Annotated in this window: 21 protein-coding genes; 11 read left to right on the top strand and 10 right to left on the bottom strand. The window is 42.4% G+C overall.

What is annotated here, in order from left to right; genetic code table 11:
* Window positions 1-31 precede the first annotated feature (31 nt).
* From msrA to AC3KVK_RS13860, 3 genes are read right to left on the bottom strand one after another with little or no spacing between them, the layout of a single operon-like run.
* Window positions 32-571, bottom strand: a complete 540-nt coding sequence (msrA, locus tag AC3KVK_RS13870) for a peptide-methionine (S)-S-oxide reductase MsrA (protein WP_490312696.1) — start codon at window positions 569-571, stop codon at window positions 32-34.
* On the bottom strand, window positions 564-3,680 hold the full coding sequence (locus AC3KVK_RS13865) for an efflux RND transporter permease subunit (protein WP_490312697.1): 3,117 nt from the start codon (window positions 3,678-3,680) through the stop codon (window positions 564-566). The genes msrA and AC3KVK_RS13865 overlap by 8 nt, the downstream gene beginning before the upstream one ends.
* Window positions 3,677-4,738, bottom strand: a complete 1,062-nt coding sequence (locus AC3KVK_RS13860) for an efflux RND transporter periplasmic adaptor subunit (protein WP_490312698.1) — start codon at window positions 4,736-4,738, stop codon at window positions 3,677-3,679. The genes AC3KVK_RS13865 and AC3KVK_RS13860 overlap by 4 nt, the downstream gene beginning before the upstream one ends.
* Before the next feature lie 311 nt (window positions 4,739-5,049).
* Between AC3KVK_RS13860 and AC3KVK_RS13855 the strand changes: the two genes are divergently transcribed.
* The 5 genes from AC3KVK_RS13855 to AC3KVK_RS13835 all read left to right on the top strand — a co-directional run bounded on the left by AC3KVK_RS13855 (window position 5,050) and on the right by AC3KVK_RS13835 (window position 9,211).
* Window positions 5,050-5,754 (top strand): DUF2982 domain-containing protein, encoded by a 705-nt coding sequence (locus AC3KVK_RS13855; protein WP_490312699.1) that lies wholly within the window; start codon window positions 5,050-5,052, stop codon window positions 5,752-5,754.
* A gap of 30 nt (window positions 5,755-5,784) precedes the next feature.
* A complete protein-coding gene (locus AC3KVK_RS13850; protein WP_490312700.1) occupies window positions 5,785-6,117 on the top strand; it encodes a hypothetical protein in 333 nt (110 codons plus the stop codon).
* Window positions 6,118-6,174: 57 nt separating this feature from the next.
* Entirely contained in the window at window positions 6,175-7,839 is a 1,665-nt protein-coding gene (locus AC3KVK_RS13845; RefSeq protein WP_490312701.1) for an Lcl C-terminal domain-containing protein, read from the top strand.
* Between the two features lie 9 nt (window positions 7,840-7,848).
* Window positions 7,849-8,358: an Lcl C-terminal domain-containing protein gene (locus tag AC3KVK_RS13840; protein WP_490312702.1), complete on the top strand. Its 510-nt coding sequence runs from the start codon at window positions 7,849-7,851 to the stop codon at window positions 8,356-8,358.
* Between the two features lie 67 nt (window positions 8,359-8,425).
* Window positions 8,426-9,211, top strand: coding sequence for a YggN family protein (locus AC3KVK_RS13835; protein WP_490312703.1), 786 nt, complete (start codon window positions 8,426-8,428; stop codon window positions 9,209-9,211).
* A 46-nt stretch (window positions 9,212-9,257) separates the two neighbouring features.
* Here AC3KVK_RS13835 and AC3KVK_RS13830 read toward each other — a convergent pair whose 3' ends face one another.
* Window positions 9,258-10,889, bottom strand: a complete 1,632-nt coding sequence (locus AC3KVK_RS13830; RefSeq protein ID WP_490312781.1) for a methyl-accepting chemotaxis protein — start codon at window positions 10,887-10,889, stop codon at window positions 9,258-9,260.
* A 125-nt stretch (window positions 10,890-11,014) separates the two neighbouring features.
* Complete coding sequence (rsuA, locus tag AC3KVK_RS13825; protein WP_490312704.1) at window positions 11,015-11,716, bottom strand: 16S rRNA pseudouridine(516) synthase RsuA; 702 nt, start codon at window positions 11,714-11,716, stop codon at window positions 11,015-11,017.
* Window positions 11,717-11,779: 63 nt separating this feature from the next.
* Between rsuA and zapE the strand changes: the two genes are divergently transcribed.
* Complete coding sequence (zapE, locus tag AC3KVK_RS13820) at window positions 11,780-12,886, top strand: cell division protein ZapE (protein WP_490312705.1); 1,107 nt, start codon at window positions 11,780-11,782, stop codon at window positions 12,884-12,886.
* Between the two features lie 56 nt (window positions 12,887-12,942).
* Here the strand turns inward: zapE and AC3KVK_RS13815 are convergent, their stop codons facing one another.
* Window positions 12,943-15,969, bottom strand: coding sequence for a TonB-dependent receptor domain-containing protein (locus AC3KVK_RS13815; RefSeq protein ID WP_490312706.1), 3,027 nt, complete (start codon window positions 15,967-15,969; stop codon window positions 12,943-12,945).
* A 279-nt stretch (window positions 15,970-16,248) separates the two neighbouring features.
* Here AC3KVK_RS13815 and AC3KVK_RS13810 point away from each other — a divergent pair, with 279 nt between their 5' ends.
* Window positions 16,249-18,297 (top strand): winged helix-turn-helix domain-containing protein, encoded by a 2,049-nt coding sequence (locus AC3KVK_RS13810; RefSeq protein ID WP_490312707.1) that lies wholly within the window; start codon window positions 16,249-16,251, stop codon window positions 18,295-18,297.
* A 27-nt stretch (window positions 18,298-18,324) separates the two neighbouring features.
* Here AC3KVK_RS13810 and AC3KVK_RS13805 read toward each other — a convergent pair whose 3' ends face one another.
* Both AC3KVK_RS13805 and AC3KVK_RS13800 read right to left on the bottom strand, forming a co-directional pair.
* Window positions 18,325-18,660, bottom strand: a complete 336-nt coding sequence (locus AC3KVK_RS13805) for a 5-carboxymethyl-2-hydroxymuconate Delta-isomerase (RefSeq protein ID WP_490312708.1) — start codon at window positions 18,658-18,660, stop codon at window positions 18,325-18,327.
* A 12-nt stretch (window positions 18,661-18,672) separates the two neighbouring features.
* Window positions 18,673-19,260, bottom strand: coding sequence for a hypothetical protein (locus AC3KVK_RS13800; protein ID WP_490312709.1), 588 nt, complete (start codon window positions 19,258-19,260; stop codon window positions 18,673-18,675).
* A 152-nt stretch (window positions 19,261-19,412) separates the two neighbouring features.
* Here AC3KVK_RS13800 and AC3KVK_RS13795 point away from each other — a divergent pair, with 152 nt between their 5' ends.
* From AC3KVK_RS13795 to AC3KVK_RS13785, 3 genes are all read left to right on the top strand, one after another.
* Window positions 19,413-20,600: a capsular polysaccharide export protein, LipB/KpsS family gene (locus tag AC3KVK_RS13795; protein ID WP_490312710.1), complete on the top strand. Its 1,188-nt coding sequence runs from the start codon at window positions 19,413-19,415 to the stop codon at window positions 20,598-20,600.
* 9 nt (window positions 20,601-20,609) lie between these two features.
* The gene (locus tag AC3KVK_RS13790) at window positions 20,610-21,452 is read left to right on the top strand and encodes a sulfurtransferase (RefSeq protein ID WP_490312711.1); all 843 of its coding nucleotides are present in this window, start codon (window positions 20,610-20,612) and stop codon (window positions 21,450-21,452) included.
* Between the two features lie 89 nt (window positions 21,453-21,541).
* On the top strand, window positions 21,542-22,999 hold the full coding sequence (locus AC3KVK_RS13785; protein WP_490312712.1) for an HsdM family class I SAM-dependent methyltransferase: 1,458 nt from the start codon (window positions 21,542-21,544) through the stop codon (window positions 22,997-22,999).
* A gap of 23 nt (window positions 23,000-23,022) precedes the next feature.
* On the opposite strand, the gene AC3KVK_RS13780 is transcribed toward AC3KVK_RS13785, so the two are convergent.
* Complete coding sequence (locus AC3KVK_RS13780; RefSeq protein ID WP_490312713.1) at window positions 23,023-23,313, bottom strand: C1orf53 family protein; 291 nt, start codon at window positions 23,311-23,313, stop codon at window positions 23,023-23,025.
* A 320-nt stretch (window positions 23,314-23,633) separates the two neighbouring features.
* Between AC3KVK_RS13780 and AC3KVK_RS13775 the strand changes: the two genes are divergently transcribed.
* Entirely contained in the window at window positions 23,634-25,169 is a 1,536-nt protein-coding gene (locus AC3KVK_RS13775; protein ID WP_490312714.1) for an FG-GAP repeat domain-containing protein, read from the top strand.
* 99 nt (window positions 25,170-25,268) lie between these two features.
* Here the strand turns inward: AC3KVK_RS13775 and AC3KVK_RS13770 are convergent, their stop codons facing one another.
* The gene (locus tag AC3KVK_RS13770; protein WP_490312715.1) at window positions 25,269-26,237 is read right to left on the bottom strand and encodes a class 1 fructose-bisphosphatase; all 969 of its coding nucleotides are present in this window, start codon (window positions 26,235-26,237) and stop codon (window positions 25,269-25,271) included.
* Between the last annotated feature and the right edge of the window lie 261 nt (window positions 26,238-26,498).

Below are 26,498 nucleotides of genomic sequence, written 5' to 3'. Positions count from 1 at the left end.
AAGCGCAACTTGCAGAGTAGAAACGCACGTTTTATTCCGAGAGTAAGGCTGAAAACCGTACTGAAAATTTAGCGAGTTTAGGGGCAATCATCACACTACAGTAGCCTTGGTTGGGGTTGGTCGTGTAATAGTCTTGATGGTATTGTTCTGCGCCATAAAACGTTGGCGCAGCACTGATTTCAGTCACTAAATTAATATTGAGTTGACGATTTAAATCCGCAACTTTTTGCTCTGTAGCCTGTTGTTGAGCAATGGAGTGATAAAATACGACACTACGATATTGAGTGCCAATATCATTCCCTTGGCGGTTGAGTTGAGTACCATCATGTAATGTGAAAAACATATCAAGCAAGGTCTCAAACGAGACTAGGTTTTCATCAAACGTTATTTGTACGACTTCAGCGTGGCCCGTTAGTCCAGTGCAAATTTGTTGATAGGTAGGGTGTTCGACTTCACCTCCAGCATACCCTGACTCAACCTTTTGGACACCTTTTACTCGTCGAAAAGCGGCGTCAATACACCAAAAACATCCCCCGCCAAAGGTAGCGATAGCTAATTGTTTGTTATCCATTTTTCACATCCTCTGATGATACAACAGGGTGTTGCTGCGCCTGTTGTCCTAATTTGTGTAATAAAAACTCAGGCGATTGCGTGTTTTTAGCAAACGCATAATAAGCGCAAGGTACAATAAATAAAGTTAAAATTGTTGCGGCGATCACGCCTGTAAACACTACGATCCCAATGACCATCCGGCTTTCTGCACCAGGGCCCGATGCGAGCACCAAGGGAACTGAGCTCATAACTGTAGTCAAAGAAGTCATAACTATTGGACGCAGTCGCTGAGTCGAAGCTTGAATAATCGCTTGGTGAAATTCAATACCTTTATCGCGTAATTGATTAGTGAATTCAACAATTAAAATGCCGTTTTTAGCACTGAGCCCAATGAGCATTACAATCCCTATTTGGCTGTAAATATTGAGACTTGACCCGCTAAAGTGCAGTCCGAGTAATGCACCTACTAGCCCTAACGGGACTGTGAGCATAATCACAAATGGATGCACAAAGCTTTCAAACTGTGCTGCGAGGACTAAAAATGTCACTGTCATTGCTAAGATAAAGACAGCTGTCATGGCTGATGCACCTTCGTAAAAAAGCTGCGATTCACCTTTATAAGCAATTGCGCCTTCGTTCTCATTTTCTTCAAGGGCGATTTTATTTAAAAAGTCCAAGGCATCAGAGAGAGGATAACCATCGGCTAAGTTTGCACTAATCGTAATGGCTCGCATGCGATCGAAGCGATTTAACCGCGCAGCCGTGGCGCTTTCGGTTAAGGTGATTAAGCTGTCTAGTGGCACAAACTCACCCGATCGCGAAGCAAGGTAAATATCAGAAATGGCTTTAGGGTCGTTAAAATTCTCTTTAGTACCTTTAATGATAACGTCGTACTCTTCACCTCGATCAATAAAGGTGGTGACACGGCGTTGACCTAGCATTGATTCTAATGTGCGACCAATTTCAGCAACTGAAATACCTAAATCAGCGGCTTTGTTTTTATCAATATTGACTAAAAATTGCGGGAAGGTCTCTTTGTAATCATTATCGATACGCACTAAACCTGGATTGTCTTGTGCGCGGGCGATGATTTTATCGCGCCAGTGAGCAAGCTCTTCATAATCATTGCCTTGTAGCACAAACTCAATTGGGCGACTGTTACCACGACCACCAATGCCTGAACGCATGATGGCAAAGGCCCGCACGTCCGTCACACTTTGCAGTTTGCCGCTGATTTCATCCATCACTTGCCACGTTGAGCGAGTGCGGCTTTCCCAATCGTCCATGCCGACAATGGCGACCCCGCCTTGCCCGCCCCAACCAGGTACACGGACTAAAACGCGCGACAATTCACCCGATTCAGAATATGGCAGCAGTTGTTGCTCGATCAGCGCCATATTCGCGGCATTATTTTCATAACTGGCGCCTTCTGGGCCATTCATCATGATGAAAAAAGTCCCTCGATCTTCTTTTGGCGTGAGTTCAGATGGGAGCAGCTGTACTAACAAAATACTGGCAATCGCTGAGAGTATTAATACCGCCCCCATGCTTTTTCGTTTTTTCAGGTTAGCGCGTAAGACCTCTTGGTATTTTTGTTCCATCGCATTTAAGCCACGTTCAACCAGTTGGTTAAACTTAGATTCTTTATTTGAAGGCTTGAGTAATTTTGAGCATAACGCTGGAGATAAGGTCAGGGCGGTAATGCTAGAAAAAATCACCGCAGCGCTGACGGCCATTGCAAATTCGGTAAACAAGCTACCAATACGACCTTCCATAAAGACTAAGGGTACAAATACCGCTATCAATACCGCAGTTGTGGCAATAATGGCAAACCCGACTTCACGTGCACCGCGGTACGCTGCGAGCAAACGAGGCTCACCTAATTCAATGCGACGGTGAATGTTTTCGAGCATGACAATCGCATCATCGACGACTAGGCCGATAGCTAAAACTAAGGCGAGCAGGGTCAGTAAATTGATGGAATAGCCCATCGCATATAAAAAGATAAAACTTCCAATTAGGGCCACAGGGACCGTTAAAGCGGGGATTAAGGTTGCACGAATATTACCAAGGAATATATAAATTACGAATACCACCAACAGCATCGCAATAATGAGTGTACGGTAAACCTCATTAATTGACTCGCTGATAAAAATTGAGGAATCGTAGCTATCTTCAATGGTGGTGCCTTCAGGCAAGCTTTGCTTGATTTTATTGAGTTCTGCGCGCGCATTTTCAACCACGGTTAGGGTGTTAGCTTGGGCTTGTTTGACAATACCCAAACCAATCATATTTTTACCATTTCCTCTAAAAAGGTTTTCTTCGTCTTGAGCTTCGAGCTTAACGTTGGCGACTTCGCTTAAGCGAACCAAATAACCGTCATTTCCTCGTTTAATAACCAAGTTTTCGAAATCTTGCTGGGTTTTATAGCTGCGAGCTGTTCGTACGGTAAAATCACGGTCTAGGGACTCAATTTCGCCTGCTGGTAACTCAACGTTTTCAGTGCGAAGAACCGATTCGATATCTGAAGCGGTCACGCCACGGGCGGCCATTTCGTCGCGGTTAAGCCAGACTTTCATCGCATAACGGCGCTCACCGCCCACCCGGACATTTGCCACGCCATCGACTACAGCGATGCGATCGACGATGTAGCGCTGGGCATAATCGGATAACTCAAGAGAGTTCATTGTTTGGCTGTTCAATACAAACCAAGCAATCGGACTATCGTCGCTGTCTGATTTAGTCACTTCAGGAGGGCGAACTTGGTCTGGTAAGTTATTTAATGCTCGAGATACGCGCTCGCGCACATCGTTTGCAGCTGCATCAATATCCCGGCTGATGTTAAATTCAATGGTGATATTTGAGCGGCCGTTCCGGCTAGAAGAAGTGATATTTTTAATCCCTTCAATCCCAGATATTTGATTTTCAATAATTTGAGTGATTTTTGTTTCGATTATTTCTGACGATGCGCCTGGATACGAGGTACTGATTGACACAACGGGTGTATCAATGTCGGGATATTCACGTAGTGGCAGCATTGAAAAAGCCACTAACCCAAAAGTCAGCAATAATAAGTTGATGACGATCGCAAAAACAGGGCGTTTCACTGAAGTATCGGTGATTTTCACTGTGCTTCACCTTTTACAATTACTTCGCTACCAGGACGAATTTTGATAATGCCTTCTGTGATTACTTGTTGCCCTGCTGTTAAACCGCTTTTTATCGCCACATTACCATGGATACGTTGTTCGATAATGACGGCGGTTTTGACTGCCTTCCCTTCTTCAATAACGTAGACAAAATGTTGGTCTTCTATGGGAATGATCGCTTTTTCAGGAATGATAAGGGCATCAAATTCAGATAGTTGTAACGCGGTATACAACAACATGCCAGCACGTAATTTTTTGTTTTCATTGTTAAAACTTGCGGTGACAGGAATGCTGCGTGTTGTGGCGTTTATTCGTGAGCTGATATTTGTTAGCTGACCCACGAATGGAATATCTGGGTAAGCGGGGCTTGTTGCGCTTACTTTCATCCCCTCACTGAGTTGCGCTAAATATTTTTCTGGGACGTTGAAGTCCACTTTAATCACACTGATATCATCTAAAGTTGCGATGTCTGTATTGCTATTGATATAAGCTCCTGCAGAAATCATTCGTTGGCCTAATCGGCCTGAAAAAGGCGCGGTTATAGTCATTTCAGATAATCTAATTTTTGCTGCAGCTAACTGAACTTGCGTTGCTTCGTAACGAGAGCGTTGCTCTTCCAATAACGATTTGGCAGTTGATTGCGTTTTGGCAAGTTTATTCAAGCGCTCGAGTTGGCGTTTTTCTTCTTTGAGATTGATGATGAGCTCTTCGACACGAGCTGCTTCTTCTGCGTGATTGAGCTCAACTAATACCTGATTCTTTTCTACTTGGTCGCCATCGTCAAAAAATATTTGTGCCACATAATCACTTTGTGCACTGCGAATGATTATCTCTTGGTTGGCTCGACTGGTGCCTAATGCTTCAATATCTATACTCTGAGTATGTAATTGAGTTGTCATTGCTTTGACGGTTACCGGCTTCGCGGTGCGTGTTTGGGTTGCTGTTGCGGTGTTAGGTATATATAAATACACACAAGTAGCTGCTAACAGGATGATTAAAAATGGAAAAAGAATTTTGCCTAATTGTTGGTTGCGCATAGTATGGTGTCATTATTATCAGGGAGTAAGTAGTTTACGTAATCTCATCTTAAAGTGATCTAGCATATGTCTCATAAAATGGGCGTTTTAACGTAAAAAGTGAACAACTCTCGGTACAATGCTCAATGTAGAGAATAAAAACTCAGTTCGCTATGTTTCATCGATAAAAGAGGTCTGTGTGAAAAATCGTACATCTTGTCCCTATTGTCGTCGAATTCGTGCCATCTTGATTTGGGGAGCACTGATGGCATTAATGTATTTTAGCTTTTATATTTAATTAATAATTAATAATTAATAATTAATAATTAATAATGAATAAAAACAGCCCTTTACTTTGTATTCGTGCGACGACTAATAAACATGGTTTTGAAACGCTATTGGTCAGCGCGATCAGTTTATTTATTCTGATGCTGACGATTCAGTTAAAGCCGGGGGGGATTTTACTTGCCGAAATTTTTTTAGTGAGTGCGTGTTTAGTCGGAATATTGATAGGGTATTTTAAATTGGCTGAACCGCGATTTAGTTTGATTTTTTACTCTGAAACGCTCATCTTTATTCATAAGTATGGGTCATGGCAAGTTAGTCGAGACGATATAGTTAGCAGCGGCATACCGTCACTGACTCAAGGTTTTGAGAGTAAAAGGCTTAGTTGCGTGGCAATTAGGTTGTCCGAAAACAGTAACTTTTTAAACGTACTTGCACCACGTTTAGCTGGCAAGTTGTTACTTGAACAGCGTCATTTTGTCCGCGAGGCATTGATGGTCCACGCCCAAGAGGTTGATGATTTAGAATCATTTTTAATTGAAGACCCGTTATTTATCGCGACCCGTGGGGAAAAATATTCTGGATTAATTGCAATGTTTGCCAATAGAATGATTAACTTACGACAATTAATTGGCTATGATTTACTCATACCTCTCAATATGTTGGATCGAGCTCCTGAAGAGTTTGTTTACTTATTAAACCGTTGGCAGCGCGATCCAAAAAGTATTCTGAGTACAGAAACACCGAGCTAAAATGTCAACAAAAGTATGCAGGAACCGAGCATGAGTAGCGATAGAGCTTATATTTTAAGTGGCCGAAACACCATTATTCATAAAGAGAAAAAATTTGATTTAGTGTTAGTTAATGGTGAAAAACACCCGAGAATTAAAGTCACCCAAAATGGTTTAGTGCCTTTTAAAGAAGAGTTACCAAAAAATCGTCGCGATGCGAAAGAACGTTATTTAGAAGTGATGTATATTTCAAGCCCTGAAATATTTAGCGAAGAACGCTCATTAATTTTTGTTCAAGCTCTTGATGGTAAAGAATATAAAGTGGACTACAGTAAAGTTGGTACTAAGCTATTTGTACGAATCCATCAAGATAGTTACCTATAACTTTTAATTGGTAGGCTTTTTGCATAGCTCAGTATATTCAACAGGGCAGGGTGAGTTATGCAGCTAAGATACATTATATTTCCTTTTTTTCTCTTGGGTCTTGTGGCATGTGGTGGCTCAGATTCAAGCAGTGAAGAACCGACCTCTCCTGTTGCTAGCATTAATGCAGGGGCAGACCAAACAGTTAATGAAAAATCCTCCATAAGCCTAAGTGGTTTGGCGACACCTGAAGGCGGGGAGTTTGTTTGGAAACAGCTTAGCGGCCCGATTTTAACTGGCTTTCCTGCAACGGGTGCAACACAAACTGTAGTGGCACCTTCAATAAAGCTCAATACCCAGTTGGTCTTCGAGTTGCAATATACAACCAGCGATAAACAGGTGCTAACTGATACCATGACGGTCTCTGTGACTGCCGTGAATCAGCTTCCTATCGTATCAATCACACAAACAGAGCCTGCCCAGTTACCTTCTAAATTTAATGATTCAATTGTGCTTAGTAGTGAAAACTCAGTTGACCCAGATGAAGATGGCTCTTTAGAAGTTTTTCGTTGGCAACAAACCGCTGGGCAATCATTAACGATTAGTGATTTTAACTCTCCGACTTTAACTTTTACGCATCCGTTGTTAGAGCAAGATAACCAAGTGCAATTTAGTTTGACTATTACCGATGATGAAGGGGGCAGTCAGACTAATTTTTATGATCTGTTATTAAGAAAAACGACGCAAGTTATTGCTGTACAAGCGGGGGCAGCGCAAACGGCGCTTGAATTTGCAACGGTGACTTTAGATGCTAGTCAATCTCAAGTATTAACGGAGTCTTTTTCATGTTTCTGGCAACAAACGCAAGGTTTAGCGATGAGCCTAATCGATGAGAATTTATGTCAAGCGCGCTTTATTGTGCCTGATATTGATGTCGCTGAGCAGTTGAAGTTCTCAGTTGTAGTCACTGATAATAAAGGGCGCAGTGACAGTGGTGAGACTCAGGTGAATATTCAACCAATTCCATTGGGGTTGAGTAATGATTCTGGAATCGCAGAGTGTTTTAATAATACACAAGCGGTGAGCTGCGGTAATGTGGACTTCCCAGGCCAAGATGCTGAAATTGGTCGTGATGTGGTCTCGGATTTTCTTGACAAAGTCGGAGCAGGAAATCTTGCTTTTGATTTCACTAAACTTGATGAATTTGCCGACGAGTTACCCGATGCAGCGACAAATTTTAGCTGTGTGCGAGATAATGTTACAGGGCTAATCTGGGAGGTCAAGCAGGCCAATGTCGGAGTCGTACCGAACACGCAATTACGGGAAGGGCAAAATCACTATACTTGGTTTTTTACTGGTGACGGAAATGGAGGTGTTGAGGGCGTGGCAGGCGCGGCGAACTCGACTTGCCCAAGTGGGGTTGACTGTGGAATTGAAACCTATGTCAATCAGGTCAACGCCACTAATTTCTGTGGTGCAAATAACTGGCGTATTCCTACATATAATGAATTAATGGGGATTATGGATTTGGCGCAACGTGGTAGTGGACCGTTACTTGATAGTCAGTACTTTCCTAATGTCCCTTCGTACACTTTGCTCGGCCATTTACGGTATTGGACACGCGAAACCAGCGTTGATGGGCAAAGCCTGAGCGTCGCTTGGATTTTAGATTTTCAAAGCGGAAACGATTTGGCTTATCCAAAAGACAAAACGGCGTATATCCGTTTAGTTAGGCAGCCTTAGGAGCCAGAAATGAAATATCTAAGTATATTATTTATGATGATGAGCCTGCCAGTCATGGCACAAACGTGTTATAGCTCGGATTTAATTCCGACGACTGATACAGAATCATTTAAAGTCAATGTTGATGGCACAGCTGAAGATTTACGCACCGGCTTAATGTGGATGCGCTGTAGTTTGGGGCAAACTTGGCAAAGTGAGGGGGCGTCTTGTTCGGGAGAGCCACTGCAAATGACTTGGCAGCAAGCCTTGTTAATGGCAAAAAGTGAAGGCTTTGCTGATTATCAAGATTGGCACTTACCGAGCTCAAAAGAGTTGGCGACATTAGTCGAGCGTAGTTGTGTTGATCCATCGATTAATCTGGAGTTGTTTCCTGCGACTGTTTCTGAAAATTATTGGAGCAATACCACTGGAAAAGACATGCCTGATCATGCTTGGGCGTATGCTTTTTATAGTGGCAAAAATAATTTGAAGCGAAAAGAAGCGGATGTATTTGTGAGATTGGTTCGTTTTGCTAAATAATCATCACACATTTATTTATTTTGAAAGCGCGAGGCAGTTTGTTACTCTTGATGCTCTAGGGGGATAGATGACAACACAGCTAGTTAAATCAACATTAATTTCATTAACGGCATTATTGCTATTTTTTCATAGTTTCGAACTAACAGCACAAGAGCAATGTGATGTACAGCTGGGTCATGGGCTGATAATTACCGAAGATGTGATTCGTATCGTTGATCGTGGTCAAACGCGAGTGCAAATTAATAATGATAATCAGTTATTTATTAAAGGGCGCTGGAAAGTCCTCGATGAACACAATAGCCAAATTTTACGCCAATACAGTTTAGGTTTGCGTGACACAGTGCCTGAAATAGTGTCGCTTGCTACCGATGGGGTTAATTTAGGATTGACGGCAATTGAGCAGGTCGTCACTGGTTTTAGTGATAAAGAGCCTGCTGTACTTAAAGATCAGTTAAAGTATGTTGAACAAGCACTGATGGAGCGCTTTAAGAAAGGCGATGATTTCTTTTATATCGCTCCACAATCATTATCTAAGCTTGATGATTTTTTTGAAAAAGAGATCAGTGGAAAAATTCACTCTGCCGTTCATGGGTCGTTAGGTGCGATTTTAGTGGCTCTAGGGGATGCATTCGAATCGAATGAAGGCAACATAGAGGAACGGATTTCAGGTATGGGCGATCGAATGGATATCATCGCTAAAGAAATTGATCGTTCTTTGCAGTTAAAAGCTGAACAGTTAGAAATGAAAGCAACCGAATACTGCGGGTACTTAAAGATCTTAGACGAAACGGAAACACAGTTGCAGCAAATTGTTCCGCAGTTACTTGAATTTGACTTAGTTCAAGTGAAATAAAGTGTTTGTAGTAACAAAAAAGGATGCGCAGGCATCCTTTTTTAGTTTATAGCTGAAATTTATTAATTTCTTTTTCCAATTGGGTGATTAGTCGCTTTATTTGATCACTCGAGCTATGAGCTTGGTGAGAAACTTCAGCAGTATTGGCTGCTGTATCAGAAATATTCACCACGCGTTTTGCAGAATCCTCGCCAGCTTCTAGTTGCTCTTTTGCTGCAACCGATATTTGATGACTCATTGATGAAATCGCCGAAAGTGAATGGGCGATCTTTTCGAGTTCTTGCGACACTTTTTGTGATTTTGTTACTGTTTCTTCGCTGGTGGCGATACTCTGTGTAACAGAATGTTTGGCATCTTTGGTGGCATTTTGGAGCTTAGAAATCATTTGTTGGATTTCTTCTGTGCTTGCTTGCGTGCGCTGAGCCAGTTGGCGGACTTCATCGGCAACGACGGCAAAACCACGACCTTGGTCGCCAGCTCTTGCAGCTTCAATAGCGGCATTGAGTGCCAGTAGATTGGTTTGCTCTGCTATACCTTGAATAACAGATAATACGCTCTCAATATTGGTGACTTCATCATCCAAAATTTGAATGTTATTGCCAGCACTTTCTATTTGTTGTTCAAGCAAAGCAATTGTTTTGGCTGACTCTTCAGTTAATGCAAAGGCATTTTGACCTTGACGTTCGGCTTCTTTAACTGACTCAGCCGCTTGTTCAGCATGACTTGATACGGTGCCAGCTGAGGCTGACAACTGGGTAATGGTTGCGGCAACAATTTGGGTTTCATGGCTCATATCTTGAGTGAGTTGATCTAACTCTGTTGAGCGTTTGTCTGACGCTTTACTTTGATCATTTAACGATAGCGAGACTTCTTTAATACCATGCACAACGCCTTGTAAACCTTGCTGCATATAATTCATGGCGCCAATTATGCTATCAATCGGTGCATCATGATGTTTATTGTTAGTTTTAAGGTTGCCACGTGAGACATTTTTGACCACTTCTAGTACATCATTGATTTCAGCACCTAAGTTTTTGATTAAACCAAAACCAAATTTAGCAAGCACACCTGACATGATGACTGAAATAACCAGTGCATAAGTGAGTAACCACTTTGCAGTGGACCAATATCTATCATCGACTTCTTTGGCGCTAATGCCAGTGCCGATATACCAACCCCATGTTTTGGTTTTTTGTACGACCGAAGTTAAATCAACGACTTCACCATTGCGCTCTGAATTCCAATGATAGGTAATAATTTGATTCGTTTTGTTCCCTACAAGGCGTTCAACCATACGGCCAATACTTGCGCCACTGGCATCTTTAAAATCATTAAAGCTAGTCCCGTGTAATTGTGGATCATGGGGAGTGGCGACAAAGTCTAAATGGCTATCAACAACATAAACATACTCGGAGTCGTGATATTTATTTTCTCGTAGTAGCTGCGTGGCATAGGATTTGGCTTGCTCTTCGGTGAGTTTGCCTGATTGGGCAAGGAGCTCAAATTGAGCGACAATATTGGTGGTGCTTTTCATCAACTGGTTGATGCGCGCAATGTTATCAGTTTCACTGGCATGACGCATTGCTTGCAACCCGAGCAGTGCAATACTCACTAAAGCTATAAATAACATTCCAACAAAAAAGCTAATTTTTGACTTTAAACTAAAGGAATTCAAAATCTGGCCATCCTAATATTATTTCTTGTGATATTAGATAATAGCGTTTAATGAGAGTAGAGCTAGGGACAAAACCAGATAAACATCTATTTTAACTTGATATTTATTAATAATGTCCCGAATAATAATTACAGTGAGTTAATTTCTTGTGTCGTTAAAGGGCGGTATTCGCCTTCAGCTAGTGCAGGATCAAGCACGATGTCGGCAATCTGCTCTCGGTGTAGTGCGACCACTTTGTTATCAACCGCGGCAAACATACGCTTCACTTGATGATACTTGCCTTCACATATTGAAATCCGTACTGAATAGTCAGCTAACTTTTCTACCTGAGCGGGTAATGTGGGGCCTTTTTCACCATGAAGTTGCACCCCTTGCGCCAGTTGTTCAATCGCTTCATCGCTGATAGGTGTTAAGGTTTCAACTAAGTAAGTTTTAAACTTTTTATGTTTAGGTGAAGTAATTCTGTGTGACCAGTTTCCATCATTCGTAATGAGGACTAAACCCGTCGTATCAATATCTAAACGGCCAGCGATGTGTAGTTGCGACATGACAGGTTCATCAAGTAAATCTAGAGCTGTTTGATGTAACTCGTCAGTAGTGGCGCAGACATAACCTTGTGGTTTATTGAGCATAAAGTAGCGATCGCCAAGTTCTTGTAATTGCTCACCTTGCCAAAGCACAACGTCAGTCGGACTCACCTGAAAATCAAAACTAGTAACGATTTGACCATTGACTTGCGCATATTTACGTTTGATCCCGGCTTTGGTTTTTGTTCGTGGTAATTCGGTTAAGTGGCTAATAAATTTATCTAAACGGCACGGGAATTTCATAGGGTTGCTCTAGCGGCTAAGTTACAATGGCGGCGAGTATAGCCGATAGCCTAAGTGAGTTAAATGCAACACGTCTATTTTAGTTTAATTGCACAAGGAAAACTCAAACATGATGCCGCTCAGGATGAAGCTATAAATGCTCTAGAGACTCTTTTAGTAACACTGAATCAGCCTAAGCCTTGGTGGCAGTTTAACCCACCAGCCCTGCAAGGGATTTATTTATATGGACCGGTTGGGCGAGGCAAATCGATGTTGATGGATTTGTTTTATCAGCATTTGATGGCGACACGTAAAACAAGAATGCATTTTCATCACTTTATGGCACATGTGCATCGTGACTTGATCCGCTACCAAGGAGTGCCGAATCCACTGCTACACATAGCCAAACAGTGGCGTAAGCGAACTCAGGTATTGTGTTTTGATGAGTTTTTTGTCAGTGATATTGGCGATGCGATGATATTAGCGAGGTTATTTGAAGCGCTGTTTTCTCAAGGGCTTGTTTTGGTGACTACGTCAAATTGTGCCCCAGATGAATTGTATAAAAACGGTCTGCAACGGCAGCGTTTTTTACCGACGATTGCATTACTGAAGCATCATTGTCAGCTGATTTCTCTGATGGGGGAGCGTGATCATCGCTTTGATAAAGGCATGCAGTATTGCCATTATTATGTCGGTTGTCAGCCTGATTGGTTAACCACTCAGTTTAAACAAAAAATGGCTGCAGAGGTGATTTCCTCAGATGGACACTTGCTAATTCATCACCGAAAAATAGCTTATAAGCTTAAAAGCGCGCGGCATATACTGTTTGATTTTTTTGCATTATGCGCAGGGCCGCGCAGTGTCAGTGACTATATGACATTAGCGCAGCGTTTTGCGGTGATTTATGTTGTCAATGTCCCAGTACTTGGCGTTGGAAAAAGGTTGTTAGGTGTTACACAGGGAATTGAAGAAGGTTACTCGAGGGAGAAACCCCCAGAAGTTATGGCATGTGATGATGATCAAGCAAGGCGATTTATTGCGCTGATAGATGAGTGTTATGATCGGCGTGTGCTTGTCGTTATGTCGGCTGCGGTGGATATGTTGGCCTTATATCAAGGTGACAAATTGCGTTTTGAATTTGCGCGTACCGCCTCTCGATTAGTCGAAATGCAGACATGGACAATTCAATAAGCAATAAAAAAGCCAGCGCTAGGCTGGCTTTGACTCGGGATGTTCTAAATACACAATTAGAATCGGACTTCAGCACCCATGTAAACGAAACGGCCGACACCGCCGCCATAAACGCTTGCAAAATTGCCTCGTCCACCCAATACAAACGGTCCTAAGTTATCAAAGACGTTATTGATCCCGCCGTAAACACGCATGTCGCTGTTTTGACTTAAATCAAACGTATAAGAAGCGGATAAATTATGGGTGGTATACGATGGTATATCTTGATATACCAAGGCTTCAGGGTTTGCAATGCAGCTTGCTTCACCTGCGCTACAGCGCTCGTTATTGGCTAAAATTGCAGCTTGGTAATCATCGGCTCGGCTTTGGCTGTCAATCATTGAACCACGGAATTTTGTACTCCAACGAACACGCATCCCTTCATTTGACCATGCTAATGACATTGAAGCGCGGTTGGTGAAAATGCCGTAGTCAAGCTGGCCTGAATACTCATTTGTTTGCATACCATCGTTTGTAGCAAAGGTTTTTGAGTGTTCGATTACGTGGGTCATATCGGCTTTGAATTTCAGATTGCCATATTTATTTAAATCAAAGGTATAGGCCGCAGCGATATCGTAACCTCGCGTGCGTAGCTCATCAAGGTTGAATGAACGTTGCATGATTTCAATGATATTGCCCTCTGCATCACGGGTGATGTCGTTACAAAAACGGTTGTCTGGTCCCCACGCTGCTGAGGAGTCATAACATTGACGAATGATGTCTTCGTTATCGATTTGCGCAATTGCATCGGTAATTTGAATATCGTAATAATCAACAGCAAGTTGCAGACCCTCGATAAACGACGGTGCCATTGTGACGCCAAGCGTGTAGGTATCGGCCGTTTCTTCTTTTAGATCTTCATTACCCGCATTGGGTGAATAGCTGTTATTGCCATCTTGAAACTCACCTTCGGCAGCGATAACTGCGGCAATGGTCGGTTCTTTACGGCAATTGTTGTGGCCAGGATTGGTGGAGGTTGCTGTCACGCCATCACATAGGTCATCAAAGCTGTCATAGTCGCCACGAGGTGGTGATACTAACTCAGTGATTGTGGGGGCTCGTTGCGCGCGCGCGTAGTTGGCGCGTACCGCATATCCTTCAATCGGCTCATAGATGAAGCCTAATTTATAACTGCCAACAATACCGGTATTTGACCAAGAATAATCAGCAAAGCGTGCAGAAACTTCAGCGGTTAAGCTTTTAGCACCAGGTGCGTCTTTGATTAATGGAATAGCTGCTTCACCAAAGGCTTCATAAACTTCTACCGCTCCTTCAAATGATGGTACAACATTAAAGGTGATCCCGCCGTATTGTTGCTCTTTACTGGTGGCTACTTTTTGCGAATCTCGGCGATACTCACCACCAAAAGCGGCTGTAATCATCCCTGCAGGTAATTCATATAAATCGCCAGCGACATAACCAAGTAGATTGATTTGTTCGATATCAGTGGTGATGGTTGGGTTAGCGCGAATATAATCTGCCGCTTCTGGGCTGATCGAACCAATACCAAATAAGTTTAGAGGCGCACAGCCTTCAGCACGAGCTTGTGCATCAGCGCATTGAATACTGCCATCGGCTGCGTATTCCGCATTAAGTGCATTGGCCACATTAAAAGTATTGAGTTCGTTGTATCTTTTTTGTTTTTGTTGGAACTTACCGTAGCCAACAGATATGTCCCAATCCCATTGATCGTTAAAAGTGGTGCCTTGTAGGCCAGCCCAAGTTCGAATGGTAGTACGCTTATTATCATTAATGATTTCACCTACTTCCCCAAAGCGACGGTCCCAATAAATCCGATTTTTATACGGACTCGCATCAAGAATTTCTTGCGGGACATACGGATTATCAATCGGAATATAACCCGGGCGAACTCGACTTGGAGCACCTGTTTCAGGGTCAAGGACTAACGCATAAGCGCTTTCATATTCATCTTCTGGAGATTTAACATTTTCAGAGTTATTTTGTGCAAACTGTACTTGGAAATAACCTTGAGTATCATTACTAAATTCGTAATCAAATTTAAGTGCAGATGCAAAGCGATCTTCTGGAATTTTTAATGCATCCCATTGCTTGTAATTCACGCCATACTTTTCTTCGTTGCCAGCCCAATCATTACGAAGACCTGATTCATCATACCAAAATTGCGTCTCGTTGCTGCTGTGCTCTAAAAATACACCGCCTAGTGTACCATCGCTGCGGTTACGCCAATCTGATTGCGAAATATCACGGATGCACTGGTAGCCGTTTTCCGTGTTCATTTGGTTACACATTTCGCTGGTGTTGTAGCGATAGTCGGTCTCGATAGCAGCTCGATCGCGGTCGAAGAAGCTTAAGCCCAGTTGACGGTCGTAAGTGGCACTAAAGTACATGTAACCTTTCGAATCTGCGAATGTCCGGCCGTGATTAAAGTCGATGGTAAACTCTTCACCACCGCCTTCAGTGGTCGCCCCTGCGCGTGCTTTGACTTCAGTGCCTTCTTTATCTGATTGAGTGATAATATTTACGACACCGGCTACGGCATCAGAGCCGTAGGTTGCAGACGCACCACCAGAGATAATTTCAACGCGATCAACCATGCCCGTTGGGATGGTGCTTAAACTGACATAATTACCGCTGTAGCTATTTGAAACAACACGGCGGCCATCAACCAAGGTTAACGTTCGGTTTGTGCCTAAGTCACGTAAATCTATAGTTGAAAGGCCAGTATTTTGCACACTTGATTGTGAGTTTGTATTACTGCTGCCTTCACTGATAGATGGAAAACCTTCAACTAAAATTTCCGCGAGCGATCCTAAACCAGAATCTTGAATTTCTGCTTTGTCCATGGTGACCAGCGGGGTCGCGACTGAAAAGCTATCGCGTTTTAGGCGTGAACCAGTCACGACAATTTTTTCTGGTGCAGGTTGAGCTTCACTGGCTGATTGAGTGGTTTTTACAGCGGTGCGCTCAATAAGTTGTTCTTGTTGATTTGCGTAAGCTTGACCGATAAAGACGCTAGCGATTGCACAAGCTAAGGTGCTTTTTTGTAATGTTGTTTTGATCACGAGAGTTCCCTAAGTTTCCTGATTGTTGTTTTTGTTTCATTCACGTTCACTTTTATGGGAATGTTGAATAAAGCACAACTTAAGGTGTCTCTATTGTTAACCGTTTATATATCTATTTAATCTCTATTTTTATATTTTTTAATATTATCAGATTGTTAAGTTATTTTTTGTTACGTTATATTTGTTCGGTTAAACGCAGAACCTTTGCTATTTGTAGTCATTATTCGGTATGCTAACAGCATTAAATATTGTATTTTTTCGTTGTATTTCGAGTGCTGAATGTCAGATAAATCGCCGTTTAAATTAAATTCTTATCAGGTTAATCCACTGGATAATACGCTAATGTCGGGCGATGACATTATTACTTTGCAGCCAAAATTTATTGAAGTGTTGGTTTTTTTAGCTGCGAAATACCCAAGCGTGGTAACGCGAGAAGAAATTATTGAGGCAGTGTGGGATGGGAATAGCTACGTTGGGGAGAAGGCACTCACCAATGCCATTTGGCATTTACGCAAGTCATTAAAGTCTGCCGAACAACAAGAATATATCGAAACGATTCGCAAAACGGGTTATCGGTTATTATTTGAGCCAAATTATACCTTAGTGATAGAAAATGGAGTGGCTGTAAAAAGCGGGCTGCAACATTTTAAATGGTTCTCTGCTGCGATGTTGGTTTGCGTAGCCGTGTTGTTTGCATGGTATCATTTTGAATCACAGTCTGATTCTGGCTTTGCCGCACCAGAATTAATCACTCAGTATCCGGGGCGCGAACTGTTCCCTGCCTTGTCTCATGATGAACGCTATCTCGTGTTTTCTTGGCGTAACATGGATTCACAAACCGATTTGTTTCTCCATGATTTAACTGAGCCTTCAAAAAGCCCAAAAAATATTACCCAATCAGATTCTTTAGAGTCGCGAGCGATTTGGTCTAAAGATGACCAGCTGCTTTTTTATTACCGTAAAGGCGATGGAAAAGGATGTGAGGTGATTCAGCATCGACTCGCTGATGATCAAAAGACCTCTTTGGCAGCCTGTCCAAGTTCGAGTACGGGTTCATTGAGTTTATCAGCTGATCAATCACAGTTGGCATACATAGGTTTAACACAACAGCAAAATCGCGCAGCAGTGTTTCGTTTTAATTTAGCCACTGGTGAAACGCAACAAGTGACATGTTTAACAGATTGTGACTACCGTGATGAATACCTTGCGTATAGTCCTGCGGGTGAGCAACTCGTTATTGTGCGTAATTTAGCGTCAGGCCAAGACCAAATAATTTTGCATGAAATAACAACTGGCGAGGAGCAAGTATTGCTCACGTGGATGCATACTATTAGAGGGATTGCGTGGCACCCTAACAAGGAACAATTAATTTTTGCCTCTCATGAAAATGGGCAGCGCTTTGGCTACGAATTAGACCTGAACAATAAACAGTTTCAACGCCTCAATGTGACAGGTTTTAGTTATCCAAGTGTGAGTTCAAAGGGGGATATTTATTATCACCATTGGCAAATGGGAACCTCAATTATGCGTGTAGAGCTGGCGGCAACGGTTAGCTCAGCACCGTTCCCATTATTGCAATCAGAATTTAATTTTCGTTATCCTGATTACTCAACTAAGGCCAATAAATTGGTGGTGGTATCAAATGAGTCAGGAAATGATGAGTTATGGTTATCGAGTTTGGATGGTACAAACCGCACTCAGTTAACTCAACTTAATAAAGTCGTCAGGGAGCCAACATGGTCACATGATGGGCGGTTCATTGCGTTTGTCGTAAAATCCTTGACCGAAAACTCATTGATGATCATTGATGTTGCCACGAGGCAAGTCACAGAGATTAACACTGGGTTTGTTTATCATAATAAACCTAGCTGGTCGTTGGATGACCAAACCCTATTTGTCGCCAATGATAACAACCTTTTTCAAATTGAAATCGCGACGCAAACTGTCACCCAGTTAAGTGAAGATGGGGGGCGTTATGGTGTGATGACTGCTGATGGTCGCTTTATTTATATCACCTCTTCTCGTCAGGGCTTAAAAGTTCGCTCAGTAAACGGTCATTTACGATCACTGTTTAGCAACGTTAAGATCCCAAGTAGCACTGGCTGGCAAGTCACAGAGCATGGCGTGTATTACTTTAATGTTAAAGGCCCCGACTACCGATTGAGCTTTTTTGATTTTGCAACCGAGCAGCACCGCGATGTCTTGCGAGTACCAGAACGCACGTTTAGTCGTACGCGTGGCATGACGTATGTGCCTGAGCGCAGCTGGCTGCTTTTTACAGGTTATGAAACACCTCAAGTCGATATCAAACGAATCACAAAAAAATAGCAGTAATCAGTAACGCTTGGCTACTTTTTACTGCTGATGTTTACGATAGCTAGTTTTGTCCATATCAATGACTTCAACACTTAGGCAGCCTGTATTAGGCCAGTGGTGTTGTAAGCAATCGATTAAGCAGTCGCTCAAGTCTTGTTTTTGTCGCTCTGTTCGACCCGATAGAATTTTTGCTTGTACATGAATAAAACTATCGCTGTGATTGCCGAGCGCATAGTGTTGATAAATGTGTGCTCTGGTTTTGACACTCGATGAATCAAACAGCCCACACGAAACAGCGGATTGCTGAATACGTTCAACAATAAACTGTGCGTGAGGCGCTAAGTTATCAGATAATTCAATGACAATATGGGGCATAAAAAGCACTTATCAAAAGCGATAGCTAAAGCCAAGGCTAGTTTGAAATTGTGTCAGAACATCGCCATCAAAATGCCACAGGCATTGATCATCGTCTGTGGTGCTATCACACGAAACACTGCTATTGTTATCTACAATAGTATTAACCCAACGGGTTTCAAACGATACACGTGCTGCCGATGTAAATTGATATTCGACTCCGCCATATAAGCCTAATGCAAAGAAGCTATCAGACTCAGACCAATTGGGTTTAATGTTGTTTATGCCAATGTGAGCACCAAAATAGCCCGAAATATCTTCTCTGATTGGAAATTCTACTGCGCTTTGGAACAGATAGAGGCTCATATCAAGTTGTTTATCAGCTTGATTTTGTAAATGCGTATCTAAAGAGGCGTAATATAATCCGTATCGAGCCCCAGTGATGGTTCGCTCAACACTGATACCAAAATGATTGTTATCATGCAGGTCGAGCTTGAGTCCTTCTTCAGTCGTTAAAGCTTGGCTAAAGGTTTTACCAAATTGACCAGAAATAAGAGTACCAGCTTGCGTAAACTGGCTAAATGCGAGTAATAAGCTACCTAGGGCGAGTTTTTTTATCATGGTTTTAGTCTCTGAAAAATCACTACTTTATTGAAACACATAAATGAGGGAATACAAAGTCAATTGCTTGATTTTGCCCGAGCTGATACCCTGCATGCCATCTACATCCTTGTGATTTTCCACATTAATTTAAAGAGAAATACAGGTCTCTTATGGCTATTTTATTTGTCACTCGACGCAATGTACATGCGCGTTATTATCAGCAGCTCCTCAAACGGATCAACTTGGTTTCAACCCTCCATATCATGGGGTGGCCAAAAATCGGCGCATGGCGTTATTTGGCACGGGCTTTTCGTGTCAGCTTAGATGATATGATCGAGACGCAGCTTGTCCGAAAACAAGCAAAACAGCCTAAACTGGCGCAATTGACCTGGTTAGCCAATAGCTACCGAGCGTGGTTAAGATTACAAGAAACCTGTCGATTAGCTAAGTACTTGTGCTTGATGGAGCAAGAAAAACCAGAGTTATTAGTGATTTGGAATGGTAAAAAGCTACCAAACCAGACAGTGGCCTTAGCCGCTAAGTTGTTGTCTATTCCGATTTATTATTTTGAAAATGGCTTGTTGCCAGGAACAACGACTCTTGATCCGCAAGGTGTGAATCAGGCGGCTTCTATTCCGAAAGATCCTGCCTTTTATCTATCGCAAGCAAGTTTAAATGCTGATGACTTTAAAGCACCAGCTATCGAGCAGCGAGCCGCTCACCGCAAACGCAGCCAACATGGCGAATTAACTTTGCCAGAGCGATTTATTTTTGTGCCTTTTCAAGTACCACATGATACTCAGATTGCCTGTTATTCACCGTGGATCCCAGATATGGAAACTTTTTACCACACGGTGGTCGAGGCAGTGAAGCAATTAGGTGATCCAGATCTCAAAGTGGTGTTTAAAGAGCACCCTACGTGGCATAAGCATTACCCGCATTTATATCATCAAGATCCAATTGCGATGTTCGCCAACGACAATGTGACCAGAGAGATTATGCTTGATGCACAAGCGGTCATTACCATTAATTCTACTGTCGGTTTAGAGGCGTTATTACTGAATAAAAAAGTCATAACTTTAGGGCAGGCATGTTTTAATGTTGAAGGGCTTGTATTACATGCACAGAATAAAAATCAGTTGCACGCACGCTTAGCTGCTGTTTTTGATTGGCAAACGGATCAAGCTTTGCGCAATGCTTTTTTTAATTATCTTCAGACGGTTTATTGTATTGCTGGCAATGGCAAAGAATGTGACGATGCACATTGTTTGGCAATAGAAAAGCGCTTAACTGGGCAAGATGAGTTTGCACATGGGCCATTCGCACAAGACTTTGTCTCGCTTCGCCCGATCCGATAAGGAAAGTGTATGCCACAGAATAAAAACTTGGTGAGTCGTCAGTGGTTATTGACTCACCTAAAAGACTCGAATTTAGTTCTTTTTGATGCAGGCATGGCGCCAATTGGTAGCTGCGAACCGTACCAAGTGGCAGTGAAGATTAAGGGGGCGCAGCGCTTTGACTTTTCACATCATATAGTCGATAAAACTAACCCTTTGCCAAATACGATGCCCACTGCTGAGCACTTTACAGAGCTAATGCAAGAAATGGGGGTCAATCAATCGAGTACCGTGGTGGTTTATGATGACATCGGCCTTTATAGCGCAGCACGGGCGTGGTGGATGTTCAAAGTCATGGGTTTTGAACGTGTATTTGTATTGGATGGCGGACTACCCGCTTGGCAGCTTGATGGGGGAGAGGTGCAACACGACTATTCAGTCCCTGAAACTCGAGGTGACTTTGTTGCCTATTACCAACCAGAGCGTTTGATTGACGCGGATACGGTTTATCAATCAATTGATGATACAAAGACACTGTTGCTTGATGCTCGAGCACCTTCGCGTTTTAGTGGCGAGCAAGGGGAGCCTCGCGCAGGCATGAGGGCAGGCCATATTCCTAACTCAAAAAACCTACCGTTTAATGCATTGGTCCATCAAGGTTATTTAAAATCAGAAGCGCAGCTTCACGAAATATTTGCGCAACGAGTACCGAAGGAAGTTCATGCTTTACAATTTAGCTGTGGCTCAGGTGTCACCGCATGCATTTTGGCTTTAGCTGCGGCACAAATCGGTTATACAAATTTAGCTGTTTATGATGGTTCGTGGAGTGAATGGGGCGCTGATCTTCACAGGCCGATTGAATTGGCGCAGTAGCAATATGCGAGAGCACGTTAAAGGGTCATGCGTAATGGCCGGTAAGCGACTATTTCTTAGCCGCATTTGAATACCGATTAGGAACTATTGTGGCTAGAAAACCTAAAAACGTACTGACCAATATGGGCGTCGATCGTCGTGCTACGGGCTACTATGCCACTCCAGACTTTGTTGCTGAGTATTTTTATTCGCGTTGTCTAAGCATTAACCCTCATGGGAGCAAGGTACTTGACCCTTGTGTAGGACAAGAAGAATTATTCGCGCCTTTTTTAGCGAAGAGCACGCAGCACTCGTTTGAATTACATGGGGTGGATGTCATCGCCCATCAACATCGCTATGCCGCTCAATTTGTGCAGGGTGATTTTTTACTCGCTGATCAGGCTAGCACAGTTAATGCAGATTTTATCGTGGCGAATCCTCCGTATAATTGCCATGAAGTGGATTACATTAAACAACATAAAGAGTTGTTAAAAAAACGCTTTAACGATGTGGGAGTACATAATATGTACTCGATGTTTTTAGCGGCAATGATTGATAAAGCGCACGACGGCGCTGTTATTTGTTGTATTTGTGATAGCTCATTTTTAACTGCTAAAGTACATAAAAAATTGCGTGAAAAAATTCTCGCCACCTGTCGCATTCATGATTTAGTGTTATGTCCAACTGATTTATTTTTAGCGCAAGGGGCCAATGTTCGCACCTGTATTTTAGTGTTGAAAAAAGGACATTTGACTTCGCAGCCCACGATTCGAATATTAAATCGGCCGCTTAACGAGGAGGCGTTTCGGGATGTGTTGGCTACAACACAGTTTGATATGACGCAGCTAGACGACATTATTTTATCGGGTAATGCAGATAACAGTGAATTTTTGATCGGAGTTCCAGGCGATATTAAAAAATTGTTTGATGGCCCTCGGTTAGCGCAATCATTTGCTTGTATTAGCGGTGTTTCGACAGGCAATGATCGCCTTTTTATTCGTAAACTCGCTGAGCCTGGTTTTTCGATACCGTTTTATAAAAATCCAAGTTCGAATAAGTTTTATTGTGCACCTAACGGGTTTTTAACGGATGACTTTTTGGCGCAAAGCCAAGTTGATGCCAATTTTAATGTTCGAAATCAAAACTACTTGTTTCAAAGTGGACTGACTTGCTCATCAATGGGGGTGGAGTTTTCGGCCTGTATACTCCCTGCGGGTGGCTTATTTGGCGTGAACCCAAATATCATCTGTGATGAGCAAGAACAGTGGTGGTTACTGGCTTATATGAATTCTGATGTCGTTAAATACTGTGTTAGAGGTGTGCTGATCCGCTCGAACATGATCACCTCAGGGTACGTGGCTAGGCTGCCATTACCTACATTGTCTTTGTCACTCAAAGATCGACTGAGCCTGTTAGCGCAGCAGGCGTATCAACTTGCTCAACTCAAACAGAGTTGTAAGGCTCAGCTCAAGTTGATTAATTCGCTGCTATATAAAGAGTTAGGTTTTTCAGAAAACGCCATTTCGCATATCAGTGAATTTTGTAAAGAGATTGTCAAACGTACTTAGCCTATTTACTCAGTTCAGGCATTTTACAAGGTTTGCATTGACTGCCAAGGGCAATGTTTACAACCATTACCACAACAATAGCCCCGTTTTAAGTGAGCCCAGCGACTAAATATATACGAGCCGTGTTCAATGGTGTAGTCGAGGCCTGCGATGTTTGCTGGCGTTGAGCGATAAGGCTCAGCCAATTTGAGTAATGTTTTAACAGGTTGGCTTTGATATTGATCTGCAAGAAACATGTTAATTTTTGTAAGTAAACATGCTTGGCACAAACAGTTGCCATTACTTTGCAGTGGCAGGATGTTAGGCAAGCTCATACACCAGCAGTGTTGATTAGCGCTGCAAGTTAATGTTGCTTGGCATTGTGAGCATTCATTGGGCATAGGATACGTTATAGGTCAGTTTCTTTCTGGAAGGATCGTAACATTTTTCACCGAGAATTCGCATAGAGGCTTCACAAATAAGGTTGAACTAATTTCTCTTTTTTGACTCCATTCATACCTTGTTGCACTTTTTTTATCAGCCAATCTTCATTGATAACTTAAGCTGTAGCAGAGAAAACTTAGCCAATAGAATGTCATTAAGATGAGTACAAAGCTACTTGTGGCTAATGGCGATAATAAAAATGGAATTACCAATGAAAAAATTGAGTCAATTAGCACTAGCTGCTAGCTGTGTAATCAGTGCCCTATATTGTGGTCATCTCAGTGCAAAAAACCAAGGGGAGCTTGAATTTGAGCAATTGAAATTTACCAGTGAATATGATTTATCGGGTAAGTTGCTCTATTTACACCACAACAAACAGCCCCAACATTTACTGATCAGTAGCGTTAAAGATCAACAAGCCATTATTAATGTTTTTTCGGTTCTAGATTCAAACCACAGTAATGTGGCAAACAGTATTAAGCTGCCCGAGAACAGTTTGTTTTTTAATGCTGGATTATTAGCTAATAGGCAAACCGAAAGTTTATTGGTGATGACGGCAGATCAGCTTTTGAGTGTTGATATTACGAGCGGTCAAACAGAAGTGTTGACTCAAATTGATTCATTTTATGCACCACACTCACACAGCACAGCCAGCTTTAGCGAGTTTGCAAAAGACTTAAATGGGGATGGCTTAGTGGATATTCTCACCGCAAATTTTGAGCAAGTGAATATTTATTTACAACAGGCTGATGGGCAATTTAAACAACAAAAAATAGCATTTACTCCTGAGCAACACATCAAACAGCGCAGTATTACGGTCAGCGAACCAGAAAGTTTTAGTATTGATGTGAATGGCGATGCGCGATTAGATTTAGCTTTTGTCAAAGGGGATCAGCTTATCGCGTATACGCAACTAGCCCAAGGGGGGTTTTCTTCTGAATCTGTAACCGTTCCTTTTAATGCAGGTGTGTTAAGTCAGCAAGAATATCAGCGGATCAGACGAGATGATGATGAGCAAACAGCTCTTAGCAGTCTTGAGCACTTAATTGATCTGGATGGTGATAATCTGGTTGATCTAGTCACCAAAATATCCGAGAAAGGCGGCATGTTTGGCGGTGATTCTCAGTACCAAATTCGTTTTGGCCAACTTAATAAACAGCAATTGAGTTTCGCTAAGCAGCCAGATCTTACCCTTAAGCCAAAAGGGCAAAGCCAGCTTGAGTTTAATGACTTAAACAATGATGGCCTACTTGATTACGCGATGTTTTCAATGGAGCTGGGTGTGGGGTCGATGATGTCATTGGTTTCCGGATCGCTTGATGCGGATATGTTTGTCCACCGTATGCACGCAAAGCGCCAGTTTAGTGAAAAGCCAGACTATGAGACTGAGATTGAAGTGCTAGTTAATACAGATACTGGTCGGGGGGGACGCACAGCCTTTGAATTGGCTGACTTTGATGGCGATGGTTTAAAAGATTTGTTTATTCAAAGTGATGATGATGAGTTTCGTATTCATAAAGGTGAATTAAAGCGTTTGTTTGCAAAGAAAAAATCTAAGTTCACTTCTGTTTTGCCAATCAATGGTAACTTAATCGAGACTCAAGATTTTAATCATGATGGTAGAGCCGATATTTTAATTCGCTTTGAAAAACAAGATGGGGAAAAGCAAGCCAAATCAATGGCACTTTGGTTATCTAAATCGAATAACCCAGCTCCAAGCTCGGCTGATACTCAGGCAGCTGATTAAAAAAACCAAGACGAGATGACGACTCGTGTTACTTGCTAAAACAAAATGGAGAACGACGTTCTCCATTTTTTTGTTACAGCTTAATTGTTTTTTACGGGCTTATTTGTGGTAAGACAAACACGTTTCAACTTCATTCTTTGAACCTAAAATGACCGCAACACGCTGGTGGATGGCATCTGGTTGAATCGACATTATGCGTTCTGTGCCAGTTGACGCAAGGCCGCCAGCTTGTTCGACTAACATGGCCATTGGGTTTGCTTCATACAATAAACGCAGTTTATAAGGTTTGTTTGGATCTTTGCTATCTGTCGGATAAGAAAATAACCCGCCTCGAGTGAGAACACGATGGACATCGCCTACCATGGCTGCTATCCAGCGCATGTTAAAGTTTTCTTGGCGAGGTCCATCCTCTCCGGCAAGGAGGTCGGCAACATAATTTTTCATTGCTGGTTGCCAATGTCGTTGGTTAGACATATTGAGCGCAAATTCTTTGGTATCTGCTGGAATGTCGGCGAAATCATGGGTTAATAAGAAACTACCGTGAGTTTTATCAAGGGTGAAAATACGCGTGCCTTTACCCACTGTCAGTGCCAGCATGGTTGATGGACCATATAAGACGTAACCAGCGGCTACTTGTTTGTCGCCAGGCTGCATAAAAATACTCGGATCGCTGGCATCTGAACCTTCAGGTGCTTCCATGATAGAGAAAATCGTGCCGACTAATGAATTGATATCGATATTTGATGAGCCATCCAATGGGTCAAACGCCACAATAAACTTCGCATCTGGGTTGCCCGCCACCGTGTAGTCTTCTTCTTCAGAAGCAATCGCTTTCACGTAGCCAGTCTCGAGTAAAATATCTTTCAATAATTGATTTGATAATACATCGAGTTTTTTTTGTGTTTCACCTTGAATATTTTCATCTAAAGTGGAGCCGAGCACACCAGACAGAGCGCCTTGTCCAACACGAAATGAAATTTCTTTACAAGCAGCAAGAATGGTACGGATCAGTGATAACAGCTCTCTTGAGCAACCATCTTCGAGTAACACTGGCGGGAGTCTACGCATTTTAGTTTCCTAATTCCTAAGCTATGTAATACAGCAAGAGTGAGAGAGCGTGTATTACTGGGTTGAGCGCTAAGTTGTAAGTGTATCAAATCGATTTGATTAATATCATGAGCATAGTTGATTACAGCTAAGTTCAGCGAATTAAACCGCTAAGCGTGTGTTAATTCACGGTATATCAATCAAACCCTAACAGTCGAAAAACATGTACCTTATAGTTGTATATTGTGTATCATCACACAACATACTGACCACCAAGTACGA

Source organism: Pseudoalteromonas sp. J2K-J979 (assembly GCF_058169715.2).
This window is presented reverse-complemented; position numbering and strand designations above follow the sequence as displayed.

Bases quoted from the DNA above. Each gene is read 5' to 3' on its own strand.
- AC3KVK_RS13850 (WP_490312700.1), top strand. From the start codon at position 5,785: ATGAGTAGCGATAGAGCTTATATTTTAAGTGGCCGAAACACCATTATT.
- zapE (WP_490312705.1), top strand. From the start codon at position 11,780: ATGCAACACGTCTATTTTAGTTTAATTGCACAAGGAAAACTCAAACAT.
- AC3KVK_RS13790 (WP_490312711.1), top strand. From the start codon at position 20,610: ATGCCACAGAATAAAAACTTGGTGAGTCGTCAGTGGTTATTGACTCAC.
- AC3KVK_RS13840 (WP_490312702.1), top strand. From the start codon at position 7,849: ATGAAATATCTAAGTATATTATTTATGATGATGAGCCTGCCAGTCATG.
- AC3KVK_RS13780 (WP_490312713.1), bottom strand. From the start codon at position 23,313: ATGAGCTTGCCTAACATCCTGCCACTGCAAAGTAATGGCAACTGTTTG.
- AC3KVK_RS13855 (WP_490312699.1), top strand. From the start codon at position 5,050: ATGAATAAAAACAGCCCTTTACTTTGTATTCGTGCGACGACTAATAAA.
- AC3KVK_RS13835 (WP_490312703.1), top strand. From the start codon at position 8,426: ATGACAACACAGCTAGTTAAATCAACATTAATTTCATTAACGGCATTA.
- AC3KVK_RS13795 (WP_490312710.1), top strand. From the start codon at position 19,413: ATGGCTATTTTATTTGTCACTCGACGCAATGTACATGCGCGTTATTAT.
- msrA (WP_490312696.1), bottom strand. From the start codon at position 571: ATGGATAACAAACAATTAGCTATCGCTACCTTTGGCGGGGGATGTTTT.
- AC3KVK_RS13845 (WP_490312701.1), top strand. From the start codon at position 6,175: ATGCAGCTAAGATACATTATATTTCCTTTTTTTCTCTTGGGTCTTGTG.
- AC3KVK_RS13770 (WP_490312715.1), bottom strand. From the start codon at position 26,237: ATGCGTAGACTCCCGCCAGTGTTACTCGAAGATGGTTGCTCAAGAGAG.
- AC3KVK_RS13810 (WP_490312707.1), top strand. From the start codon at position 16,249: ATGTCAGATAAATCGCCGTTTAAATTAAATTCTTATCAGGTTAATCCA.
- AC3KVK_RS13775 (WP_490312714.1), top strand. From the start codon at position 23,634: ATGAAAAAATTGAGTCAATTAGCACTAGCTGCTAGCTGTGTAATCAGT.
- AC3KVK_RS13860 (WP_490312698.1), bottom strand. From the start codon at position 4,738: ATGCGCAACCAACAATTAGGCAAAATTCTTTTTCCATTTTTAATCATC.
- AC3KVK_RS13805 (WP_490312708.1), bottom strand. From the start codon at position 18,660: ATGCCCCATATTGTCATTGAATTATCTGATAACTTAGCGCCTCACGCA.
- AC3KVK_RS13800 (WP_490312709.1), bottom strand. From the start codon at position 19,260: ATGATAAAAAAACTCGCCCTAGGTAGCTTATTACTCGCATTTAGCCAG.
- rsuA (WP_490312704.1), bottom strand. From the start codon at position 11,716: ATGAAATTCCCGTGCCGTTTAGATAAATTTATTAGCCACTTAACCGAA.